Consider the following 24,539-nt stretch of genomic DNA (forward strand, 5'->3'; position numbering starts at 1 on the left):
CATTTCAACGCTATTTTACATAACTTATGTAATTGTGGCTTATAGTTTAAGATTTTATTTGATAGCTGTAATTATATAGTAATTAAACAATCGTGTTTTTGCTTCGCGTTTAATTTTAATATTCTGTACAATCGTTCAAGTTTTTTGAAATACGCGATTCTCAAGAAGCTTTACGTTTACACATTTGATACTATATTTTACGCTTACTAAAAATTGCGTATGCGTATTCGATAAAATGTACGTGATAAAAAATTTTAGACGATTCTCGTAAGCTTGCCACAAGAGTATAAAATTTAAGAAAAATAAATTTCTATACACTTGTTATATATAGAATTTCAATTAATCTTTTTTTTAATGTTTCATTATTAGGTATTTTAAAAATTGATACTCAATCAATTCTTTAAAATAGTATCTTGAAACAAAAGAAACAAAAAAATCAAGACTGCATATAATTTTGGAAACAATTACGGCTCGTTACGCTATATTTTAGGAAACAATGTAACTCATTAAAATTGCTTTGAAGTTATTGTTTATATAGAACTATTAAGAAACTCTATTACTAGACCCCTAAAATATGTACGCTCATTTCTCCTATTGTTTTGACCAAAATTTTATGAGGCCAAAAACTAAAAATAGGCAATCTCCTTTTTATTTATCTCATCAATAACAAAGAATAAATTCTCAAATCTTTTAAATATTTGAGGTTCACTAATTGTTTTTATTTTATCAGCAAAACTGGCTTTACTGCCTGTTATTTCATAGAGACTATCAATTTCTAATTTAGTTAGCATTTTGTTTTCTTCCAAAAATTCTTTTTCAAAATAATGCTCAATTTCAAAAAACTTAAACTCTTGTTTGGCTTGATTGTATTTTGCTAATTCATCTGGAATTGGTAAAATGATAGCATAAATATTTTTTGTTTTATGTTTTTTTACTAAACCAGATTTAAATATTTCATAATCTTCATTTTTAAAACCATTAAACTCCTGATGTCCAGAAGCATCATTATCAAAAATACCAATAATTGTTTTACCTTGATATTTTCCATTATCCATTTCTTGTGATATGCTATTTAATGTTTTGGCCAATTGATGTGTCCCTCCACCTTCTTTATTAGTTTTAATCTCACATGATTCTACGTTCCAATATGGTTCTGTATTACCTGTCAAAGCTTTAAAAGCTTGCATCATGTATATTGCGTCAGTCTTCCCTTCGGTATAAATTTCTACGCTTTTAATGGGTTTAATCGCTTCTAAACTAGTGAATCTAGTAACATCAACACCATTTTCAAGATAATACTTGATTCCTTTTTGCATTTTCTGCAGACGGTTTTTTAATTTGTATCTGTCTTTTAATTCATCTTTATTTTTGGGGTCAATAATATCAAGGCCATTATCGAATAATAAAGCGAAAATTGGATTTGATAGAGTGTTTTTTCTTGAATAAAATAAATCTAATTTATCATTTTCACCAAATTTATCCGATGTTAAAGTTGCTCCTATGCAAAACAACTTATACTTTAAATTAACAATATCACTAGCTAAACCAGTATTCTCAATTTTATCTAATTCCTGACTTAAATGGTCAAATGCTAATTTCAATGTATCTTCAAGGGTTTTAGAATTAAAATGATTGAAGAACCAAAAGAAGTTCATTAATGCAATATCAGTATCTCTTAAGTTTTTAAATATTGGTAATGTTGATGTTAATCGTTTAACATCTTGGTCAGCTTTTATTAACAGTTCCAATGATTTAATCACACCATCTTTTCTTAAATCAGAATCTGTAAGCCATAAAGATTGTAAAATATAACCTAAACCTGAAGATGCAATTAACTCATCCTTTAGTTCTGTATATTTATCAACTCTTATCAATAAGTCTCCTAAAAAATCTGGCATGTCTTTAGTCCTACCAGTAAAAAATATAGCAGTATTTTGCCAGCTAAATTTTGTGAAATTTTCAATTAGTGCTGGTACTAAATCTCGCCGCTGATTAAAAATTTCTCTTGAAGCATAATATTCCATAAAATAGTCATGCTTAAAATCTATTTTACCATTTTCATCCACATATAAAACACCTGTTCCCTCTGTCAAAGACTTAATAAGTTCTGGATAAACTTCATCTTTAATCGTTATATTCTTTCCTTTAAAAAACTTTTTTATATACGATTCAAAGTCTTCAATCGATTTTCTTGTATTATTAAGATCTTCAATAATATCAACTGCATAAATTGATAATATTCTTTCTTTTATTGTTATATCAAGAAATTCCAAACTAGATTTGACGGATGTTCTTCCTAATAAAAAAATATTAAAATTATCATATATATCAGTTATTGTAGCTGGAATTTCGTACTGTTTTTCTTCAAAAAGTATGGAGATTAACGATACAGTCAAAGGGGTTATTGGTATTTTTTCCAAAATATTATTATCATTTAAAGTAACCCAAAGTTTATCAGATTTTTCTAAATTAAACCTAAAAAAATTATCTAAAAATAATTTAACTTGGTTCATATCAAAATTGCTTAAGTTAACTCTGATATGGTCATTTAATTGAAAACCTTCTACTAGATAATCATAATTTCTTGTACCTATAATAAAGCGAATACTGAATTCTTCTTTTAAATCATGTATTTCATTTAAAACCTTCAATTGATTTTCCCTTTCAAATTCATCAATAGAGTCAACAATTAAAATTATTTGATACTCACTATATATTCGTTCGATATCAAATTCTTTATAAATTTTTAGTAACTCATCATCTAAAATGTTTTTAATTTCAAATTTTGATTCAAGAATACTACTAGCTTTAATTATTACAGGTATGTTCTTAAAAATTAATTCTTTATTTTTTTCAATAAGCTCCTTTCCTATTTCTTTTAGTAATGTACTTTTTCCCGTACCAGCTTCTCCCGAAAGTATATAATTACCGGATTTAATGATTTTATCTTTGTTTACTCTACTTTTGGTTAATGTTTCTGTTTCAGTATCTTCTTTATATATATACAATTTTGGTTCAATAAATATTTCTAATAATTTATCATACTTATCATCCAATTTCAATAAACTTTTTAAGTGTTTATCTGCTTGAACAGATTCATTAAAGCTAATTTCATATGGTTTTAAAAACGTGTCATTATGCGACCAAAAGTCTTCATAATAAAGGTTTATATTTTCAATTACTTCTTTTTTGCTCCAATATTCAATTACTGCCTTTGGGTTTTCATCATTTAACCAATTTTTAAAGTAATTTGAAAGTTTACTATCAGAAGTAACAATATATAATTGGTCGTATTTAGCATTATTTTTTTTTATTATTTCATCAATAGCTACAACTTTACCATTCAATTCACTTAAAGTAATTAAAAAACATATTTTTTGGTTTTTAAGAGCTGTTTTTTGAGTGGCTTCAATTAAGTTATCTGAAACTCTATTTACACTTTCCAAACCCATTTTAACTAATAAGTCTTCTATTAGTTTAGAGAAGTCTCCAACTTTATCTATAGTTTCAATAATTCTATTTTTGTTCATATTTTATACACCGATGAAATTATTCAACTAAAATATAACTATTGAACTAAAAATGAACTATAATTTAATTTAAATCCTTTCCATACACATTACGCTTCCCTCCTACGCCGTCGGGTAAAAAGTGTTTACTCACTCTCTTATATTTCAGAAATAATAACTGGTGAATCTCGTACCTCGATTTCATTAATATTGTAGTAGAGAATTTGAGAATAAATTTTTTAAAGAAACCGCAGTAACAACTTTCGCTTTAACCAAAGCTCAAGTTACATACTGAAGAACATTATAGCGCATTTCAACTCTATTTTACATAATTACAAATACGTCGCCTTCATGCTCATATCTGTATTATGTAACAGCTAATTGTGGCTTAGAGTTCTAGATTTTATTTGATAGCTGTAATTCTATACTAAGTAAATTATCCAGTTTTAAACTATTACAAAAATTAACGTTTTTTTGGATATGATAATCTATTAATGTAGTAATTTTGCACTTTTAAATTAATTATCAAGAATCTCTAAAAAGGAGATAGCAACCTGCAATAACGAGCAAGGTGCTAAATAGATAAGCCAATTAATTGGAACAAATGTTAACTCATATTTCTACTTATAAGCTGCTAAATCCTTTTTGAAATGAAAAAAGAAAAATGGCAAATTCGAAAACAATTACTCCAAAATTTAGTGCACTAATCCCCTTATTAGTATTTGTATTTACGTTTTTAGGTGTTGGTATCTATCAAAACGATTTTTATGCATTACCTGCTCCTATTGCAGTTATAGTCGGTATTATTGTGGCGTTTTTAATGTTTAGACAATCTATAAATTCTAAAATTAAAACGCTGTTAAAAGGTTGTGGAGATGATAAGATTTTAACCATGTGTTTAATCTATTTATTAGCAGGAGCATTTGCTACCATTACAAAAGCAACAGGTAGTGTTGATGCTATTGTAAATCTTGGGTTAGATTATATTAGTATACAATATATTTATTTAGGTGTTTTTTTAGTTGCTGGATTTTTATCCGTTTCCGCAGGTACTTCGGTTGGGGCTATCGTTGCTTTAGCACCTATCGTTATAGGTATTGCAGAAAAAAGTAATGTTGATTTATCTATACTTTGTGGAGCGTTATTAGGCGGTAGTATGTTTGGAGATAATCTATCTGTAATTTCTGATACTACCATTGCTGCAACTCAGTCTTTAGGCTGTAAAATGAGTGATAAGTTTAAAGAGAATATTAAAATTGCCCTTCCTGCCGCGCTATTTACTATAGGCATATTAATTATTCAAGGTTTAGGTTTAAAAGACGTAGCAACTGAAACTGTTGCTTATAGTTATTCTGTTGTAAAAATAGTGCCTTATATATTGGTTATTATATTATCTGTAGTAGGTGTTAATGTATTTATAACCTTATTACTAGGTGTTATTTCAGGTGTTTTATTAGGTTTAATTTATGGCGATTTTTCACTTATAGAATCTACTAAAATAGCCTATACTGGTTTTACAAATATGACAGAAATTTTCTTATTGTCTTTGCTTACTGGTGGCTTAGCGGCTTTGGTTAAAAAAAATGGTGGTATCGATTTTATACTTCTAAAAATTAAGACGCTCATAAAAAATAAAAAGTCTGCACAGCTTGGTATTGCAACTTTAGTCAGTACTATTAATATGGCTATTGCTAACAATACGGTTTCTATAATAATTGCTGGTCCTATTGCAAAAACAATTAATGATGAGTACGATTTAGACAATAAAAAAACAGCATCAATACTAGATATATTTGCTTGTATTACCCAAGGTCTTTTACCTTATGGTGCGCAAGTTTTAATGATATTAAGTTTCTCTAACGGAAAAATAGATTACCTAGATTTAGTTTCTAACACCTGGTATTTAGCATTATTATTTATATACACATTATTGTTTATCAGCTTTAAGCCATTGCGATTACGTTCTAATTAAAAACAAAAAAACAGCATCTAATATTAATTAAATGCTGTTTTTTTATAGTACTATCAGGAAGTAATTCCTTGCTTTATAATGCTTATAGATTATTTAGAAGCCTTTGGATAATCGGTATAGCCCTTTGTACCTGTGGTGTAAAACGTGTCTTGATCCCATGCTGCTAACTCTAAATTGTTTTCAAAACGTTCTACTAAATCTGGATTAGAGATAAATGGCTTTCCGTAAGCGATTAAATCTGCATCGCCAGCTTCTAATACGTTGTTTCCTTTTTCTTGATCAAACGCTGTGTTAATCATTAAAGTACCATTGTATAATGGTCTAAAGTGTTTTGCTATTTCTGTTACAGCAAAAGGAATATCAGAAACATCTGTAAACGGTTCAGATAAATGCACGTATGCTAAATTGTAATCATTTAGTTTTTTAATAATGTATTCAAACGTTGGAATGGTATCCTTATCCATGGTAATTCCGAATAACCCATCTAACGACGGATTAAAACGAACCCCGATTTTTTCCTGTGGAATCACTTCTTTCATAGCTTCTAAAACTTCGAAGAAAAAACGTGTTCTGTTTTCAAAACTTCCGCCATAGTCGTCTGTTCTTTTATTAGACGTTCCGTTGAAGAATTGATGAAACAAATAACCATTTGAAGAATGAATTTCTACACCATCAAAACCTGCTTTTACTGCATTTACTGTTGCATTTTTGAAATCTTGAACGGTTTGTTTTATGTCGGCAATAGTCATTTCCTTTGGAGTAACTGTATCCTTGAAACCTTCTGGAGTAAACGATTTTGAATTAGGATTTAAAGCTGAAGCCGAGACGGGTAATGCGCCATTATGAAAATCTGGATGAGACATGCGACCAACGTGCCATAACTGAATAAAGATTTTTCCGTCTTTATCGTGTACACGCTTGGTTACTTTTTTCCAACCTTCAACTTGTGCGTCGGTATGAATTCCGGGCGTATTAATATAGCCAACCGCTTGTTCTGATACTTGAGAACCTTCAGTAATAATTAAACCAGCCGAAGCACGTTGCTCATAATACAAGCCTTGTAATTCGTCTGTTGCTATTTTACCCGCGTTATCTGCACGACCACGCGTCATAGGTGCCATAACGATTCTGTTTTTTAAATTTATATTTTTATTATATGGAGTTAATAAGTGTTGTTTACTCATTTGATTTTTATTTATTGTTACTGAGGTCAAATTTACATTAGGTCTTTATTCTTTTTGAGATTTCTGCCTATTTTAAGAGTCATTTTAACATTAACACTATACGCATAAGACGTACGTAATTTATGTATTAAGATAGTATTTAAAAAAAATCATAAGATTCTTGTCTAATAATACAATCTAAAATCAAGTAGTTTACAAAGTTTGTAGTGCCTTTGGTGCAACTCCTCCACAACATCTAACATATTTTCATCCTCGTTAAATAAGTTAAAGAAGGCTATATCTAGACTTGAGCTAGTTATTCCATTATGTGCGTTACCGTATCCGGAAATACCTCTTGCGCCTGTGATATCCAAGAAATATTGCGCTTCTTCTTCGTCTAAATCTAGAACTTTTGCATTCGAAAAATGTAAAATCTTTCCTTCTAGGCGTCCTTCAAAAATTTCAGCAATTTCTTGTAAACTGTAGTAGTAATCATTTAAACAAATACTGTTTGCTTCACCTGTTATAATCAAGTAAATGATTTCATAATCTTTAAAATTATGATCTCCTAAAACCAATGTGTTTAAGCTGTCTTCTAATCCTTCAATGGTGTCGCATGTGTTGTAAATACTGGCTACTCCATATTGCTTAGTTAATTGCTCTAATTTTTTTTGTGCTTCGGTAACCTCATCTATTTCTATATCTTCAACGGCTTCCAAACAGTAAATGAAATAATCTGTATCTACTAATTGCTCTTGGGGTAATTGTTGTCTTTTTTCTAACAAATCTCAGAATTTTGGAAAGTATATAAAGAACAAAATTAATGTAAATCTTTTATTCTTTACAGCGATCTTAGTTAAAACATATAGAACTGTCAACAGTTTTAGCGTTTTTGTTGTAGAAGAAAAAGGAGGGATTGTGCTTAAAGATTAGTTTTTAAGGCGGTATTCCTTTCACATCGCGATTTCCTCATACGGTATCTGGTAATGATTTTTTAGAAGCTATTTCCTGCTATACGCTATATCTTTTTTGTAGTCAAATATTAAGAGGTTCTTCATCATGAAAATGGTTTTTAAAACCTCAGTTTAGTAAAGTCAAATAACATAAAAAAGGATGTCGCTGCTATCAGGGCTAAGCTATCTGTGTTTTTAGAATATAGGACCTTCATAAAGGTCGAAACGTCCATTTAATAAAACTAAAAAATTAATTCTTTTAATCTAAAATAAGTGCACGAGCCATCTTTAAAAGTAACTTTTTTTCATGAATCGATCTTTTTAAAGGCAGCTGGGCTAAACCTATCAATCGGCGCATAATTTCTATTCCGGCGACTTGAGCAAGTAATGATCTGTTTAATTTTGATGGATACCTGTTTTGTATGGTTTCTAGGCAATCTATATTCATAGTAATCATAACACTATGCGCAGCCATAACTCCAATGTCAAATTCTGCAAAGCCCATAAAGCTGAATTCTGGATCAATAACGTACGTATGATTTTCTTTTGTCATCCAACTTCCAGGGTAATAATCGCCGTGTAACAGCGTATTTCCTGCCGATAGGTATTGCTCGCCCACCTTTGCAATTTCTTTTTTTAAGGCATCATCATTTCTATAAATTAAAGCCAGTTCCTGAAGTCCTTCTTGAATGGCATCCAGTGAAAATTCGCTATCCTTCAGAAAAGGGAGTACAAATATATGCTGATGATTAAGTAAGCGCAATTCCATGTTTTCAGGATATGCTACAGGTGTAGATTTATGAATTTCCGAAGCGATATCTATAAGCTGATGTAGTTGAGGTGTTGCAATAGTTCTGTCATTATATAAGTACGACATATCTTTACAATCTCCTAAATCTTCAAGGATTAACAAATAATTTTCTGCATTATACGCCAATATTTTAGGAATATGTGGAGCAATAGTCTTATTTGTAATGGCTTTATAAAATTGATATTCAACATCAATACGTTCAATAGGCGCAGTGATTTCTTGATATTTCTGAACAAAAGGACGTGATTGCTTTATAATAAAAGACCGTATATTGGTGCGCACTCTAAGAACAACGTTCATGTTGCCCTCTCCTGGTTTTTTTATAGAAAGAATTTGTTCCTGTTTTGGGTCTAAAAAACCCATATTGTTTAAACAATTTTCAAAATCTGAAATGGAACTATGAGCATCTAAATACATAGGTTATTTTTTATTTAAGCTTTGCCAGAAATCTTTTTTCATAAGGTTTACATCTATTTCTGTATGAATTTTTATTAAGCGTTGCGTATTTTCTGGAGGTGTTAAAAACGTTTCAATTTTTGATAATTCAGGATGTGCAAGAGCTTCTATAATGGCAACATCCCACATAATCCAGCTTTTCTTTTCTGGATCGTCTTTGGTCCACCAACGTGTATAGTTTTCCCATCGGTTTATCAAATAATCAGAAATACCTCCTTTGTTTTTTAAATGCGCATCAACCTCATCCTTAGTAAAAACCAAGTGTTGACTCGTTGTTGCTGTCATGATGCTGAGGTCAAGTCCTTCGGTGTTAAGAAGAATCTCTACCGCTTTTGGATCGTTTCCTGTATTGAATTCCTTTTTATTATACGTATTGGTTTCCACAGTATGCCAAAAACCAAGATAGTGTACCTTTAGTTTTTCTATAATCGATGGGTCTTCCAAAATAGCACTAGCCACGTTGGTGCTCGACCCTAAAATAACAACATTTAGTTTTTGGCCAACAGGTAATTTATGTGCCATTTCAACTATAAAATTTGAAGCAGGCGAACTTGCTGGTTCTGTACTATGGGTGATAGGAGTATTACTCCCTAAAGGAAGTGGAATAATTTGATTCCCCATTAACTGAAGTATTTTTTCGTTAATATCTTGGCTTTCTTGAACCGTGTTTTCTGTTGCTAATGGCGATGTGTGAAACTGTGCTGAAGTAATACCTAAAATATTGAAATTAGGTTCTGTAATCGCTCTTACAATGGCATAAAGATCGTCCACTTCATTGGCCGTATCTGCGTCGATAATAATAGGTAAACGCATATCTTTAACTTGTGCTTCTGAAGTGAGATGAGCAAAAAAAGATATTGAAATTATAAATTGAAGCAAAGTAGTATGAATGGCTTTGTCTAGGTTTAAAGGCTTAAATATTTGGGGTTTAATGTTATTATTATGCATGTATGCTTTCTGTTTTTGTTGAAATAGGTTGTACAGCCTAAACTATACAACTCATTCTCCGTTTTGTCGTAGCAGTTGGCGGAACATTACTTTTTGAAGTGCTATACAGCTTACATAAATTAGTAAATAACCATAATTATGCAACTTTAGATAGTTGCATAATTATGATAACTATATATAGTGAGAGATTTTGTGTGAAAAAAATATTTTCGATTTCGACAAATTTGATAGTTAAACCTCTTTCCGTAGTACCTCTAAAGGCGGACTTCTCAAAACAGATTTCAAATTACTAAGTCCAACGAGTACCACTAAAAACGTAATACTCGGTAGAAATACCAAAAATGGAATTACAGATGGTATAAAAGGTTCTTTAAACAAAAATGTGGCTAATAATTGGCTTCCAATAAAAGCTAATAAAATACCTGTTAAGCTTCCTAAAACACCTAAATAAACGTATTCTAAAGCTGTAATTTGCAAAATTTGTTTGCTTTTTGCGCCTAAGGTTCTTAATAAAACACTTTCTTTAATACGCTGGTATTTGCTGTTTCTAACCGAACCTATAAGCACAATAAAGCCTGTTAGAATACTAAAGAATGCCATAAAATTAATAATCCATGAAATTTTATCTAGAATATCTTCAACAATGGTAAACACTTGGCGTAAATCTAAAATGGTAACGTTCGGGTACTTTTGAACCAAATCGCGTTGTAAGGCGGCTGAACTTTCCTCGTTAGGCACATGGGTGGTCATCACATTAAATGTTGGGGCATTTTCTAAAACGCCCGTTGGAAATAAAACATTAAAATTTATTTTCATAGAGGTCCAATCCACTTTTCTTATACTTCCCACAATGGTTTCCTTAAGTACCCCTTGAATATTAAAAACAACGGCATCACCAAGTTTTAAATTGGCATCTTTAGCAATATTATCTGTAACAGAAATATAGATGGGTTTTCCTGGTTCGGCTTGGCCTGTCCACTCCCCTTCTAAAACTTCTTCGGTGTCTACTAAACTTTCTCTATAGGTGACTCTAATTTCTCTATTTAAAACCCATTTACGCATTTTAATGGTGGTGTCTTGGCGAATCTCATTTACCGATTTCCCACGAATACTGTGCATACGCATGGTAATGATTGGTATATTATCAATCACCTCCAAACCTTTACTGTTAAAGGTTTCTAAAAGGGCGGTTTCTTGTTCGTTTTGTACATCCATTAAAATGATATTGGCATCATTTTGTTTGTTTTCAATAGTGGTTTTAGCCAATAGAATATCTTTAGTAAAATAAAGCGTACTAATTAAAAAAGTTCCTAAACCAATTGCTAATACCAATACCATAGTTTGGTTGTTCGGGCGGAATAAATTTAATAAACTTTGGCGTTTGGTATACCCCCAAGAACTTGGAAAATATTTTTTAATCAGTTGGATAAATACTTGGGCTATACCAGCCATAATAGCCACTGTAACAAAAATACCACCGGTAAAAATTAATCCGTTTAAAGCATCTTTAAGCATCCAAAAAGCGAATAAAAAGATAAAAAGCGCAATGGCTACGATGACTGTAATGCGTGCTTTTTTAGGTTTCTGAAGGTTGTCTTCCGAACCCCTTAAAACTTCCAAAGGCGATACATACCAAGTGCCTAGTAGGGGAAGCAATGCAAATAATACCGACATTAAAACCCCTAGAGTAATTCCCATAATTATAGGTTGCGCTGTAATAGAGATAGCCACACTAAAAGGTAAAAAGTCTTGTAAAATATAAGGGAATGCATATTGCAACGCCGTACCTATGGCCGAACCTATAAAACCGCCAATAAGCCCAATGCTAATAATTTGTAGGAGGTAAATTAAAAAGGTTTGTTTTCTAGAAGCGCCTAAACATTTTAAAACGGCAACACTTTTTAATTTTTCCTTAATATAAATATGCACAGAACTAGCAATACCAATGCAACCCAATAAAAGCGCAATAAAAGCGACTAAATTTAAAAATCGACTCACATTATCATAACGTTTGCCTAAACGTTTACTGGTGCTAATATGGGTGTCGAGATCGGCATTTTCGGCCTCAAGAATGGGTTCTAATGTTTTCTTTAAACTTTCTAAATTGGTGGATGGATCTTTAAAAAAGTACTGATACTCTTTCCTGCTGCCCAATTGTAAAAGTGCAGTTTCTTCTAAAAAACGAAACGGAATTAAAACGGTTGGTGCAACAGAAGACGAAATAGCTGTGCTCCCCGGAATAGATTTTAACTCACCTATAATTGGGATTGTTAATTGCCCAAGTTTGATGGAATCTCCGGTGGTTATATTATATTGTAAAAGCAGCGTGGCATCCACTAAAGCACCGCCTAACTCCTGATACGTGGCGCCTGCATTTTCTGGTGTAGTTTTGATATTGCCATAAAAAGGAAATGCGCCCTCAATAGCTCTAACTTTTACTAATTTGGTGCCGTTATTTTTAGGAAAGGCCGCCATGGAAACAAAGTTAACTTCGGAAGCATCGGCACCTAAAGAGTCTATAATGGCTTGTGTTTTTTCGGTAGGTTGTTCTTTACTATCGATAACAAAATCGGCCCCCATTAAGGCTTTGGATTGTAGCTTTATGTTTTGCTTTAAATTGTCGCTGAATAATTGAATGGAAACCACGGCAGCAATTCCTAAAATAATGGATGCCATAAAAAGCAGTAATCGAGAAAGACTGGCTTTCCCATCTCTCCAAGCCATTTTTAAAAGCCATTGAAAATTCGGTTTTGAATGGATCTTGCTCATTAATTAGCGCTTGTTTTTTCGTTAGAAATAATTTTTCCGCCTTTCAGTCTTAAAATTTGCTGTGTGCGATTGGCCAAATCTAAATCGTGAGTAATAATCACTAAAGTGGTTCCGGCTTCTTTATTCAATTCAAAAAGTAATTGAATCACTTTTTCGCCAGTTTCTTCATCTAAATTCCCTGTAGGTTCATCAGCAAATAAAATGGATGGTTTGTTGGAAAATGCACGCGCCAAAGCGACACGCTGTTGTTCCCCTCCCGATAATTGCGATGGATAATGGTGTAAACGATTTCCTAAACCTACTTTTTCTAATAAGGCGATACCGAATTTAGCAGCGTTTTTTTCGCCTTGTAATTCTAAAGGAACAATCACATTTTCTAGAGCCGTTAATGTCGGTAACAATTGAAAATTCTGAAAAATAAACCCCACTTCTTTGTTTCGTAAAGCGGCACGTTCATCTTCGTTCAAATCATGCAAAGCAGTGCCACATAATTCTATGGTTCCTGAGGTTGGATAATCCAAACCTGCGCATAAACCTAATAAAGTAGTTTTTCCACTTCCTGATGGTCCTACAATTGAAAATGCACTTCCCTGTTCTATTTCAAAAGAGATATTACTAATTACTGTTAATTTTTTAGAACCACTGGTATAAGTTTTCTCTAAATCATTAATCTTTAATATATTTGACATGACTCTAATTTAATGTTTTTACTAAAAAATCCCGATGTTGAAAAATAGACAATTGCTCGTAAATAGCAACACGAGAACTCTAAAGGTTTTCTTAAAATTTTGTTGTATTTATATACTGATGTTCTTGTGCTCTTGTAAACAAGATACTTCTAAAAATACAACAGCTTTAGATGAAACAAATTCTAAAACTGAAGTAGAAACTACTGAAAATACAACTTCTAAAAAAATAGTGTTTTTTGGAGATAGTTTAACGGCGGGTTATGGTTTAGAGGATGTTGACGACGCGTATCCGGGAATTATTCAAGATAAAATAGATGCTTTAGATTTAGATTATAGCATTGTAAACTCTGGTGTTAGTGGTGAAACTACTTCGGGTGGAAAAAATAGAATTGATTGGGTTTTAAATGAAAAACCGACTATTTTTATTTTAGAACTGGGTGCCAATGATGGTTTAAGAGGTGTGCCTTTAGATCAGTCTAAAGATAACTTGCAAACCATTATAGATGCGGTTAAGAAAAGATATCCAGATACAATAATTATTTTAGCTGGCATGCAAATCCCGCCTAATATGGGGCAAGATTACACTACAGAATTTAAAAATATGTTTCCTGAATTGGCTAAAAAGAACAATTTGCACTTAATTCCTTTTCTTTTAGAAGATGTTGGTGGTATTGCAGATTTAAACCAATCGGACGGTATTCATCCAACCAAAAAAGGTCATGAAATATTGGCTAAAAATGTTTGGGATGTTTTACAACCGATATTATAAGCGTTTAAATTTTTATAACGTAAAAACTCTAAATACCCACTTTATTAGTGAGAAATTAGTTCTTGTTCTTACGTTTTTTTCTCCAAAGTATATAAAGGAAAACCGCTAAAACGGGTATAATAATAAACACAATCAACTCAAACGGATCAGATAAATCTAGTGGTTGGTTATCGTCAGGGTTTGGTGTTCCCATGGGTAATTGTAAAATCGATGTTTTAATTAGAGCTAGCATATTTTTTTGGTTTATATCCAAATTTATGAATTTAAAAACGGCTAACCAATCTAAAACCAGATTACATTTTCTTTTTTTAGAAAAGTATAAAACTAAAAAAGGTGCTCAAATGTGAGCACCCTTTTTATATAAAATAATATTGATTTTTAAATATTAAAATGATTTGAAGCATTAGTAGGTGCACTAAGAAGTTTCTTAATTAAATTAAAGGTGAAAGCTTTTAATGTTGTAGGTTTAGCTTTTCCTGTATGGTTTACTGTGTTTGAAGAAAATAAATTCTTCAGTGAAAATATTGGGGTAAATGTTGTATTATTCAAAGCGTATTATTTTTAATGTTTAACAGAGCATTCTTAAATATCTCTGATGCAAATTTCCGAAGAAATATACCATTACTACTATACCCTTTTATCCAATGTATGTTCTATTTTTACATGGTTAATCTTCAGAATTGAAAAACACGTTATTCATTTGTTACATAAATAAAAAAACCGAAAGCAGAAGTCATTTAAAGCTTGAATATATTAATTATTAGTAAGATTAAGACAATCTTTAATTAGTAAAAAAACTTTCAATTTTAAGGAATTGTAAGTTTATGTGGTTGTTTAAGTGTTATTCTAAATTTATATAAGCCATAATTTGTAAATATGTAAAAAAACATTGTGAAAAAAAGTATCTTTGCGGCATATTGAAAGTGTAGCGAAGTGAGTTATATTTTCATTTAAAACATTAACATAAATAAAAATTATGAAACATAAAATTTTAGCACTCTCAGCTGTTGTAATGAGTGCGTTGGCTTATGGTCAAGTTCAAGTATCGGTGAGTACAGGTTATGCCTTTGCTAGTGCGGGCATGAAATTAGGAGAAACGGTCAATGTATCGGAAACAGGAAATTCTTATGGAAGTTATGGCGAAGGTGCCAATGTGCAACTGAGAGGGACTTATTTTTTTAACGACTCTTTTGGTGCCGATTTAAGTTTGGGGTATTTACAAGGTGCAGACCAAACAGTATCGGAGGTTAATATACCAAATACAGATATAAATGCCGTGGCTAGAGCACGTGCTTTTGGGGCATCGGCATCTGTGGTTTATAAGTTTACTAATAATATTTACGGGCGTTTTGGTGCCTTAATAAAAGTAGGCGGAAAAACGGAAGCTGTAGTGTCTAGAAAAGCGGCGTTTTCGGAAGCGGAGGCGAATGCTTTTAATGTGCCAGTTGGTTCTTTTTCTGAAACAACTTACACCGAAGATTTTCACGGACATTTTCCATTGGGTTTTGTAGGTGCGTTAGGTTATAAATTTGATTTAGATTCTAATTTTAGTCTGTTTGTAGAAGCAGAATATTACGGTATTAGTTTAAAGCGTAAAGACTCTGAACTTTCTGAGTTTAACACCAATATCGTATTACCTGATGGTACGGTTGCAGTAGAGGGATTTTACTCGTTAGACAACTTGCCAGATGGTACGGTTAAAAAAACAACGTATGTAGATGATTTGTCTAATACCAATACAGATCCATCTAAAAAATTATCTCAAAAAGTACCTTATTCTTCCTTCGGACTTAACTTTGGAATTACTTATAAGTTTAAAAAACGAGCGGAAAAATAGTAGTTTGCACTTTTAAAAAATGATAAGAAAAACCTTGTTCTTTAATTAGAACAAGGTTTTTTTTGTGGTTGTATTTAAGTATAATCTATATAATGTGGTGCACACTTAATTAATCATGGATTCATTTCATTCGTTTTACAATTTCTACGGCAATAATCTATTCTAATGAGGTAATAATTAGCGTGCAATTACTTTAACTTGTTTATTGTAATCAATACTCTAATTATAAAGCCAACTTATTTTCGGTTATAGCTTAAACAAAGCGCACTTTTTTTTAAAACAATAAAAAAGGAATATTATTTTTAAAAATCACGAATTCAATGAATCAAGATACTTCAAAATCAATATTTGCAGGAATTATTGGAACCGGAACCATGACAATCAGTATGTTAATGGCGCCTAATAATGGTATGCGGGAAATGACACTGTGGAAAATTCTATCGGTTGGTATGGGGGTTTCTGTAGTAGTAGCTTGGTTTTTACACTTCTTAATTGGTATTCTTTTTGCTTTAGGCTACAACTGCGCTTTTGCTCCAAACTTTGACATACAAAGTACCTGGTTAAAAGGTGCTACTTTTGGTATTGCCGCTGTGGGACTTTCTCTAATAGGTATGAAAATTATCGGAGAGATTTTCGATATTCCACGATTGGAAGGTTCGATGCCTATGCGATTAACAGCTATGCTTATTGGGCATGTTGTATTTGGTGTGGTAATGGCTAAAACTATGGAGGAATAACAATATGCGTTACTACCCTTGAAATTAAATTTACTAATACTAAAGTTGTATTAAATCAGTATTAATAAATACAATTTTCATTTTGAATACTTATGTTGTTTTTGGCAGCGTAAAGAAAAATGTTGAGCCCATTCCCTCTTGGCTTTCTACCCAAATGGTACCTTTGTAATAGGTGACAATTTTTTTAACAATTGAAAGCCCAATGCCAGAAGATGATCCGGTGCTTTCTAGTTTGGTAAAGACTTTGAAAATTTTGTCGAAATAATTAGATTTAATTCCCATTCCATTGTCTTTTACAAAAAACTCGTAATGCTCTGGTTTTTCTATAAAACCAACATTAATAATTCCGTTTTCTTTATCACTATATTTAATAGCGTTTTGAATTAAATTTTGAAACACTTGCTTAAATCGCCATGTATTACCTAACAATGTTGGAAAGTTTTCTTGAACTGTAATTTTAGTTTCATTTGGTGTTAATAGGGTTTGTAAAACCTCATCGATTATGGTATTTAAATCAACGTTTTTATCTTCAGAATCTAATCTGTCTACTATGGAGTAATCTAAAATGCCTTTTATTAAAAAATCCATTTTTTCTACATTAAACAGAGCTTGGTGTAACGGCTTAAAATCTTCTTTTGATATTTTATCCTTATGGTCTTGAATAAACCAGCCAACTAAGGTGTGAATATTAATTAATGGCGCTTTTAAATCGTGAGATACTACGTGAGCGTATTCATTTAACTCAACATTTTGTTGCGATAAACTTTTTAATAATTCTTCTTTTTTTCTTTCTTGTTCCTTTATCTGTTCTTCATTTTCTTTGCGTTGTGTAACATTTACTAACATATTTGCAAAAACAAATAGAATTTCTTTTTCCTTATCGTTATATTTATTAATCTGTTTAACGGAGTCAAAACCAATAAAACCGATTAATTCATTATTTTTAATTTTGGGTATGGTTATCAAACTTTTAATGCCTTGCGGTTCTAGAATAGCTTTTAAACCGTATTCACCTTCATCGGGTAATAAACTCACATCTTCAATATAAAAAGCCTCTCCTTTTTTATGAGCTTCCAACCATTGTGTAATAAAATCAATGGGAATGTTTTGTAGGTTGTCTATTTCTGGATCAATACCTGCTGCACACCATTCGTAAGTGTTTGAGGCGGTTTTGTTTACTAAGTCGTAAGAGAAAATGTAGCTTCTGTCTGATTCTACAAACTCCCCTATTTGTTTAAGCGATTTTCTAAGAAGTTGATCAATATCTGATAAATCAGAATTGATATATGTGGTTGAAATACTTATTAATAAATCTTGAAAACGAAGTTGACGTTCTATAATTCTATCTTTTTCTTCCTGGTTAAAATCAGTGCTTAAAATTGTTTTTTGGGAATCTTGTTGCTTTATTTTCATTCGATTTATATTGTTTAAGATAGTACGTACGCCACTAATACGTTGTCTAATATAATATTTAGATTCTTCTTATTAAAATATAAGTTAGTAGGAAATGAAATAAAATACTACAAGGCTGAATAAAGGTTATAGAAATTTAGTGAAGTCCGTATTCTTAATTTGATTTTTAAACTTTGTATTTAGTACTCTTTTTAGGTTTATAAAAGTATTGATCAAAAAAAAGTAAACCTGCGGAATTCTCACTCCACAAATTTACTTCCTTAAAAACATTAGCATGTAAATTAGCTTTGTTTTTTATTTAAATCTTTTATTAAGTTAGAAGCATAAAAAGCAATAATGAGTGCAGCCACACCAATACAACACCACATAAACCAAGGTTGTTGCCAAAACGATATTTCTGCTACGGCTTTACCAGTTTGTTTTACGGTGTTTATTGAAGTTATTGTAGCTGTTGGTAACATATTTTTTAAGGTGTTTGCGACTTCTGAAATATCGTAATCAGGGAAGTTAAGCGCTTTGTCGCCAGCTGTAACTCTGTAAGTGGTTTGGGGCTTTAAAGCGGCAACCATATATACAGGCTTTTGCATAAAAGAGATGCTGCTAATTTCAAGTTTGGGATTGTCTTTATTATCAATTTCTAAATATAGTTCACCTTCAACCGTTGTGGGAATATTAAAAACGAGATCGTTATCGGAACGTATGGACAATGTAGCAATAAAATTTTTGTACGTTTCCTTGTTATGCTTTTCTTCGCGCGATTTTAAAGTATATAATGTAGCATTACGACTATAAAGTGCCGGTTCTGTAATATTCAATTTCATTTGATGAATTACTTCTGGTCTTTCAAAAGTAATATGCACTAGTGTTTTTTTGTTTTCCTCTGAATAAGAAATTGTTTTTACAGGAATATCATCCATTTTTATTGGCGATATAGTTTCTTTCTCTGCACTCACCTTCCCTATTTTTAAAAGGTTTATTGGTAATGAATGCTTATCATTAAAAACCACTTTTAGATAACGGTAAGCGCCTAAAGGAAAATTAATAACCTTATAGACTTGAGTATCTTCAGGATGACTTAAATTATTTAATTGACCGTTGTTTACAATACCAAACCATTTTGTTTTATTGTTACTACCTTCTAGTTTGTAACTTTTATTACCTTGATAATTTGCAATTAAAAACACGGCTTGTTTGATGGCTTTATCTGGATTTTCAAAGATATAAGTCGAGGTGCTATCCGTTACTCGTGACGACGAAATAACAGCGTATTCTGTAAAATCTGAAACCTGAGTGGTTTTAAAAGCCGTTACCGATTTTAAAAAATAAGGCACTTGATTGCCTTGAGTGTCTAAAATTCTTAGATCGCGTAAATCGGCTGTAGCATGTGTGCGAAAATTATAAGGCACGGGAATGTGGTGCAACCCAGCTTCTGTTACAGGTTTTATTTCTCCTTCTACGGTGTGTTTTTGACCAAAAGCCATAGTAACACAAAACATTAAAAGTAGTTTAATCGATGTTTTCATTTTCTGTTGTTTTCTCATCATCAATAACCAAAACTTTTATTTTTTGATATATAAATGAAATAATTAAAATTAGGATTCCTAGTAATATAAAGGCGATAATTTTTCCAGTTTCAGAGACATTACTAATGTCGTAAGCAAAAAGCTTAACAATGGTTAGTCCTAAAAGTGTTAGCGCAATAATTCGTAGAGATTTTAATTGTTTTTTAATACCCCAAAGTAACAATACAAAAGCCAAAACGCCCCATAATACGGGAAGCCCTGTTTTTATTATTTTATATTGCGCCGTTGATATTAAAGCGTATTTATTAGTTTGTTCGTTTTGCGCTATGGAGAAGTCCATTAAATGAAGTCCTTGTAAAATGACTTCGGTGCTTGCTATAAGTACTAAGGCAAAAACGGCCAACCAAATGGTTAATTTATTATTAAATATAGAAAATACTTTTTGCGTTTTATTGCTGTTGTAAACCAAATACCAGAAATATAAAACAAAGGCCAAGCCAACAAAGTGCATGGCATAGGAAATACTATAATTAAAATCATATAGTAAGTTTTCTTCAAATTCTAACATGGGTAATTTGGCTATTCCAATGGCGAATATGGCTATGTTAAAAATAGCGACTACATTAATTAATTTATCATTGCTAGTTGTTCTGTTTCGGTATAAAACAAAACATAATACAGCTGAAAACAGAAAATGATATTGTAAACAAACGGATAACAACCCGTTCATCATAAAGAATTGATCTGCTTGATAAATCACTTCTGTTAATCCCACAAAATAACCCACAACTACAGCAGCAATGCGCGTTAGTTTTTTGTAGAATATTGGATTAAACACCAAACCAAACTTTTCTAATTTTTCAGTCTCCTTGCGTAATAATAGATGCACAGTAACTAGAGATAGTACAACTAAAAAGCCAGCTATAAATACAGGGTTAAGTATAATGTTAAAGGCTTCAGCATTAGTATAAACCTCCCAATCCATCACCAAACTACCTATCATTAAAGCTTGCACAATAACAGAAGCAAAACGGTAACTTTTAATTTGCGATTTTTGAGCCAACCACATCAGCATAACGGCTTCTATGGCCCAGAACACTGTAATGTTGTTTCCTGAAAACTGTATAGGAATGGCCAAAGTAATAAAGGTTAAACTTAAACCTATTAATAGATAAATTCCTTTTTTGTCTAAACCAAATTTCTTGAATAATAACAGCGAATACCCCATGTTCATTAAAGCTAAAAAGGCTGTGAAGAGCCCTCTTAATTCTGGATTATATTCCGATAAAACAAACATACCAATACCGTAGAATACAAAGTTATTGGTAGCCAACATACCTAATTGAATACCGGTAAAACTCCCTTTGTTTCGTAAATTGTTTATAGTGGTCATCACTATAAATATTAAGTAGAAAATAAAACCAAAAACTAAGGCGCCAAAATAATGAGGCTCTAGGGAAAGTAAATCTTTAGTAACCCAACCTCCAAATAGCAGTATAGTAAATATAAAGGCTAGAATATGTAAAAGTTGCCATTTTTTAAAATAGGCCAATGTTAATATGCCGATGTCTAAAATGGCGATATAGGTGAATAATACAACGTAATTACCGCTACCAGTACTAATCATGAATGGGACAGCAAAACCACCAATAAGTGATAATACAGCCAATTCCATTCTATTATATGATAATGAAATGAGACAACTAAAAGCCGTAATTATGACCATGATGGAAAAAGCAACTTCTTGGCCAAACAACTTATACTCGTGAAACGCAATAGCAATAGTAAAGTAAAAAATAGCAATAGCTCCTGCAACAAGTACAGAACTAAACGGCGCATATTTTTTACGCAATTTATGTGCGATAAATAACACTAAACTACCAGCAAGAATACCAATACCAACACGAGCAGGTTCGTTAATCCAATCTTTATCTATAGCGTATTTAACAAAATAGCTAATGCCCAAAACAAGGATTAGAATACCAATTTTGTTGATTAGGTTTTCGCCAATAAACTTTTCTAAATCGGGGTTTTTCTGTTTAAAACGTTCCCAAAGTGGTAGCGTAGGTTCTTTTTCTTCTTTTTTAATAGGTGCTGCCGATGCTAAATAAGTACTGTCTTGATCTTCTAAAGGAATTTCAGTATCCGTGTTGTTAGGAGTTTCAGCAGTAGTATTAAAAGTCTCGTTGTTGTAATATTTGTAATCATTTAACAAGGTGTTAATGAACTCTAAATCGCTAGATTCTTTAACGGTATTAATGCCAAGCACATCAACCATTTTATTTCGTAACCTATGTAAAGTTTCAGTGTCTTGAGACGTTTCCGCAGTAACTAATATATTTTTTATAATCTCAACATCTTTAGCTTTTAATTTAGTAACGCTAGCATAAGTTGGCAAGTAGTCGTTTTCTGAAGTATTCTGAACAATTTCAGAAGATTCCAAAGATTTTTCTATTGGAGGAATAATGATTTCAGGAACCACCTTTTCAATAGGTTCGTCTTCAACTTCGTAGTCAAAAGCATTATTCTGAACCGTTTCTTCTATAGAGGAATTATGAAATTGCTCACGCTTTAATAACTTGTGAAGTCCGTTAACTTTTTCATTTAAATCATCAATATCTTCCTTTAAGCGACTGTTGTTTTTGCTGTATTTAGAGTTCTGAAAAATTAATAAAAGTATAATGACGACTGAAAGAATATATTCCATAGGGAGTTGGATGTATTAAGTGCTTTAAATAATAATATGCAATGTAATACTAATCTTTAAGATTATATATTCTAGATAAAAAAGAAGAATAAAATGGATAGATTTTTTTGGTAAAAGCATCTTTTAACGAAAATATAGTTAAAAAAAACAGATTTATTTTTCACTTAAAAGATGCTTTGCTCTTGGTGGTTTTAGCGGTATAAGTTTTGAAAGCCGATTTGTAATTAAAGCTTAAATTAATTCCTTCATAATTTCGGCAAGCAATTCGTACGATCGTATTCTGTCTTTTACATCATAAATGTTAGTAACAGCAATAAGTTCATCTGCTTGAGTTTGTTCCATAAAGGTTTTAACTTGAGCTTTTACAGTCGCTTTGCTACCTACAAAAGAATACTTTAACATTTGGTGCACCTGCGGATTTTGAATAATCTCTTTTAAGTCTGCCGTCATGTCTGTTGGTGGTTGTACAAAATCACGTTTCCCAGTAAAAATGCCCACAATCATGCGTATTAATGAGGTGAATAAACGCTGTGCTTCTTCATCAGTATCAGCAATTATAATATTGACACCGGCCATAACGTAAGGCGTTTCTAAATCTTTGGAAGGCTGAAATTCTTTACGATAAATATCAATAGCGTTCCATAAATGTGTAGTTGCAAAATGACTTGCAAAAGCATATGGTAATCCGTTTTTAGCTGCCAAATGGGCACTATCTGTGCTAGAACCTAAAATATAAATAGGTACTTCTACACCTTCGGCTACGGTTGCTCGCACTTTGGAAGTTGCATTTTTCTTAGAAAAATAAGTTTGTATTTTTTCTAATTCATTTGGAAACGCATGCGCAGCATCCATAAAATCTGAACGTATGGCTTGCGCCGTTTCTCTATCGGTTCCAGGTGCTCTACCTAAGCCTAAATCTATCCGATTAGGGTATAATGATCCTAAAGTACCAAACTGTTCGGCAATAATTAAGGGCGAATGGTTGGGTAGCATAACCCCGCCAGACCCCACCTTAATAGTCTTTGTGCCTTGAGCTACAAAGCCTATTAAAACCGATGTGGCACTACTGCCAATATTTGGTGCGTTATGGTGTTCTGCTAACCAATAGCGTGTGTATCCATAAGTTTCAGCATGTTGAGCTAAGTTTAAAGCGTCGTTATATGTTTGTTTAAGCGTATGGCCATCAGACACTAAAGCAAGGTCTAAAATGGAATACGCGGTAGGTTTGTTTTTCATAAGTAAATGTTATGCGATTCTAAAGGGTGAATAAGGTCAAAATCCATACCGTTTTTAATTTTCTAGATATAAAGATAACGACTTTAACGTATCTTTTTATAGCAAAGAACTAAACTGTAAATGGTTTGCTCTTGTATTACTAAAACTTAGTTAAAGCCTGAAATTACCATGACAGTTTTTCTTTCGTTTTACGACAAAACCATAACTTTGAATAAAAACAAGTAGTATAAAATGAAAATCAAAAAACATCTTATAGTTATAGCTAGTATTACGACACTTTTAGCATGTAATACCAAAGTTAAAAAGGGAAATAATTCCATTTTAACCCAGGAAGAACCAACTCCTGAAGTTGTAACGCTTTCAAAAGCGGAGTTAATTCTAAATGAAGCCATAGAGGCTCATGGTGGCGATTTGTATAATACGGCGTATTATCAATTCGAATTTAGAGGGGATACGTATAAATTTAAAAATAACGGACAAAATTTTGAATACACGAAAATCTCAAGAAAGGATGATGCGTTAACGGAAGATGTTCTAAAAAACGACCTGTTCTCAAGAAAGGAAGATGGACATTTTTTAGCACTTACACAGAAGAAAATTAATAGTGCAAAGGGGGCTTTAAATTCGGTAATTTATTTTGCTACACTTCCATACAAATTAAATGATGCATCGGTGAATAAAACCTTTATCGAAAACACCACAATTAAAGGTGAGCCTTATGCTGTTATAGGGGTCACGTTCAATGAAGAAGGTGGCGGAGAAGATTTTGACGATGCTTACCATTACTGGATAAATACAACAAACCATAAAATAGATTATTTAGCTTATAATTATAGCGTAAATGAAGGCGGTGTGCGTTTTAGAAGTGCTTATAACAAGCGTGTTGTAAATGGTATTACTTTTCAAGATTACATTAATTATGAAGCTGAGGTTGGCACGCCTTTAAAAGATTTGCCAAAGCTGTATGAAGCTGGAGAATTAAAAGAATTATCTAAAATAGAAACTGAAAACGTTGTTAATTTAAATAAGCAATAGATTTTAAAACGA

17 protein-coding genes and 1 riboswitch are annotated in these 24,539 nt (G+C 31.9%); of the genes, 5 read left to right on the top strand and 12 right to left on the bottom strand.

All coding sequences use genetic code 11. The annotated features are described in order from the left end of the window. Positions 1-626 precede the first annotated feature (626 nt). Entirely contained in the window at positions 627-3,530 is a 2,904-nt protein-coding gene (locus QWY92_RS17640; RefSeq protein WP_290273803.1) for an NACHT domain-containing protein, read from the bottom strand. A gap of 496 nt (positions 3,531-4,026) precedes the next feature. Further along, a riboswitch (SAM-I-IV-variant riboswitch) is annotated at positions 4,027-4,124 on the top strand. A 49-nt stretch (positions 4,125-4,173) separates the two neighbouring features. Here QWY92_RS17640 and QWY92_RS17645 point away from each other — a divergent pair. Further along, on the top strand, positions 4,174-5,481 hold the full coding sequence (locus tag QWY92_RS17645; protein WP_290273806.1) for a Na+/H+ antiporter NhaC family protein: 1,308 nt from the start codon (positions 4,174-4,176) through the stop codon (positions 5,479-5,481). 89 nt (positions 5,482-5,570) lie between these two features. On the opposite strand, the gene QWY92_RS17650 is transcribed toward QWY92_RS17645, so the two are convergent. The 6 genes from QWY92_RS17650 to QWY92_RS17675 form a co-directional block, all read right to left on the bottom strand. Continuing rightward, the gene (locus tag QWY92_RS17650; RefSeq protein WP_290273809.1) at positions 5,571-6,665 is read right to left on the bottom strand and encodes an alkene reductase; all 1,095 of its coding nucleotides are present in this window, start codon (positions 6,663-6,665) and stop codon (positions 5,571-5,573) included. Positions 6,666-6,829: 164 nt separating this feature from the next. After that, positions 6,830-7,429 (bottom strand): DUF6642 family protein, encoded by a 600-nt coding sequence (locus QWY92_RS17655; protein WP_290273812.1) that lies wholly within the window; start codon positions 7,427-7,429, stop codon positions 6,830-6,832. Positions 7,430-7,856: 427 nt separating this feature from the next. Then, on the bottom strand, positions 7,857-8,825 hold the full coding sequence (locus QWY92_RS17660; protein ID WP_290273815.1) for a phosphotransferase: 969 nt from the start codon (positions 8,823-8,825) through the stop codon (positions 7,857-7,859). Positions 8,826-8,828: 3 nt separating this feature from the next. After that, a complete protein-coding gene (locus QWY92_RS17665; protein ID WP_290273818.1) occupies positions 8,829-9,812 on the bottom strand; it encodes a nucleoside hydrolase in 984 nt (327 codons plus the stop codon). A gap of 231 nt (positions 9,813-10,043) precedes the next feature. Continuing rightward, positions 10,044-12,536: an ABC transporter permease gene (locus QWY92_RS17670; protein WP_377879028.1), complete on the bottom strand. Its 2,493-nt coding sequence runs from the start codon at positions 12,534-12,536 to the stop codon at positions 10,044-10,046. 44 nt (positions 12,537-12,580) lie between these two features. Continuing rightward, on the bottom strand, positions 12,581-13,270 hold the full coding sequence (locus tag QWY92_RS17675; RefSeq protein ID WP_290273826.1) for an ABC transporter ATP-binding protein: 690 nt from the start codon (positions 13,268-13,270) through the stop codon (positions 12,581-12,583). 118 nt (positions 13,271-13,388) lie between these two features. On the opposite strand from QWY92_RS17675, the gene QWY92_RS17680 reads away from it, so the two are divergent. Further along, positions 13,389-14,039, top strand: a complete 651-nt coding sequence (locus QWY92_RS17680; protein WP_290274139.1) for an arylesterase — start codon at positions 13,389-13,391, stop codon at positions 14,037-14,039. A 55-nt stretch (positions 14,040-14,094) separates the two neighbouring features. On the opposite strand, the gene QWY92_RS17685 is transcribed toward QWY92_RS17680, so the two are convergent. Beyond that, on the bottom strand, positions 14,095-14,271 hold the full coding sequence (locus QWY92_RS17685) for an adenylosuccinate synthetase (protein WP_290273829.1): 177 nt from the start codon (positions 14,269-14,271) through the stop codon (positions 14,095-14,097). A 744-nt stretch (positions 14,272-15,015) separates the two neighbouring features. Between QWY92_RS17685 and QWY92_RS17690 the strand changes: the two genes are divergently transcribed. Both QWY92_RS17690 and QWY92_RS17695 read left to right on the top strand, forming a co-directional pair. After that, the gene (locus QWY92_RS17690; RefSeq protein ID WP_290273832.1) at positions 15,016-15,876 is read left to right on the top strand and encodes an outer membrane beta-barrel protein; all 861 of its coding nucleotides are present in this window, start codon (positions 15,016-15,018) and stop codon (positions 15,874-15,876) included. Between the two features lie 320 nt (positions 15,877-16,196). Next, on the top strand, positions 16,197-16,613 hold the full coding sequence (locus tag QWY92_RS17695; RefSeq protein ID WP_290273835.1) for a DUF6789 family protein: 417 nt from the start codon (positions 16,197-16,199) through the stop codon (positions 16,611-16,613). 90 nt (positions 16,614-16,703) lie between these two features. Here the strand turns inward: QWY92_RS17695 and QWY92_RS17700 are convergent, their stop codons facing one another. The 4 genes from QWY92_RS17700 to QWY92_RS17715 all read right to left on the bottom strand — a co-directional run bounded on the left by QWY92_RS17700 (position 16,704) and on the right by QWY92_RS17715 (position 23,492). After that, the gene (locus QWY92_RS17700) at positions 16,704-18,026 is read right to left on the bottom strand and encodes a sensor histidine kinase (protein ID WP_290273837.1); all 1,323 of its coding nucleotides are present in this window, start codon (positions 18,024-18,026) and stop codon (positions 16,704-16,706) included. A 281-nt stretch (positions 18,027-18,307) separates the two neighbouring features. Beyond that, complete coding sequence (locus QWY92_RS17705) at positions 18,308-19,549, bottom strand: hypothetical protein (RefSeq protein WP_290273839.1); 1,242 nt, start codon at positions 19,547-19,549, stop codon at positions 18,308-18,310. Continuing rightward, on the bottom strand, positions 19,533-22,256 hold the full coding sequence (locus QWY92_RS17710) for a DUF2339 domain-containing protein (protein WP_290273840.1): 2,724 nt from the start codon (positions 22,254-22,256) through the stop codon (positions 19,533-19,535). Before QWY92_RS17710 ends, QWY92_RS17705 begins: the two co-directional genes overlap by 17 nt. Positions 22,257-22,487: 231 nt before the next feature. Next, positions 22,488-23,492, bottom strand: coding sequence for an LLM class flavin-dependent oxidoreductase (locus tag QWY92_RS17715; RefSeq protein ID WP_290273843.1), 1,005 nt, complete (start codon positions 23,490-23,492; stop codon positions 22,488-22,490). A 231-nt stretch (positions 23,493-23,723) separates the two neighbouring features. On the opposite strand from QWY92_RS17715, the gene QWY92_RS17720 reads away from it, so the two are divergent. Beyond that, on the top strand, positions 23,724-24,527 hold the full coding sequence (locus QWY92_RS17720; RefSeq protein ID WP_290273846.1) for a DUF6503 family protein: 804 nt from the start codon (positions 23,724-23,726) through the stop codon (positions 24,525-24,527). Positions 24,528-24,539: the final 12 nt, after the last annotated feature.

The organism is Algibacter miyuki, from assembly GCF_030409805.1.
GTDB lineage: Bacteria > Bacteroidota > Bacteroidia > Flavobacteriales > Flavobacteriaceae > Algibacter > Algibacter miyuki.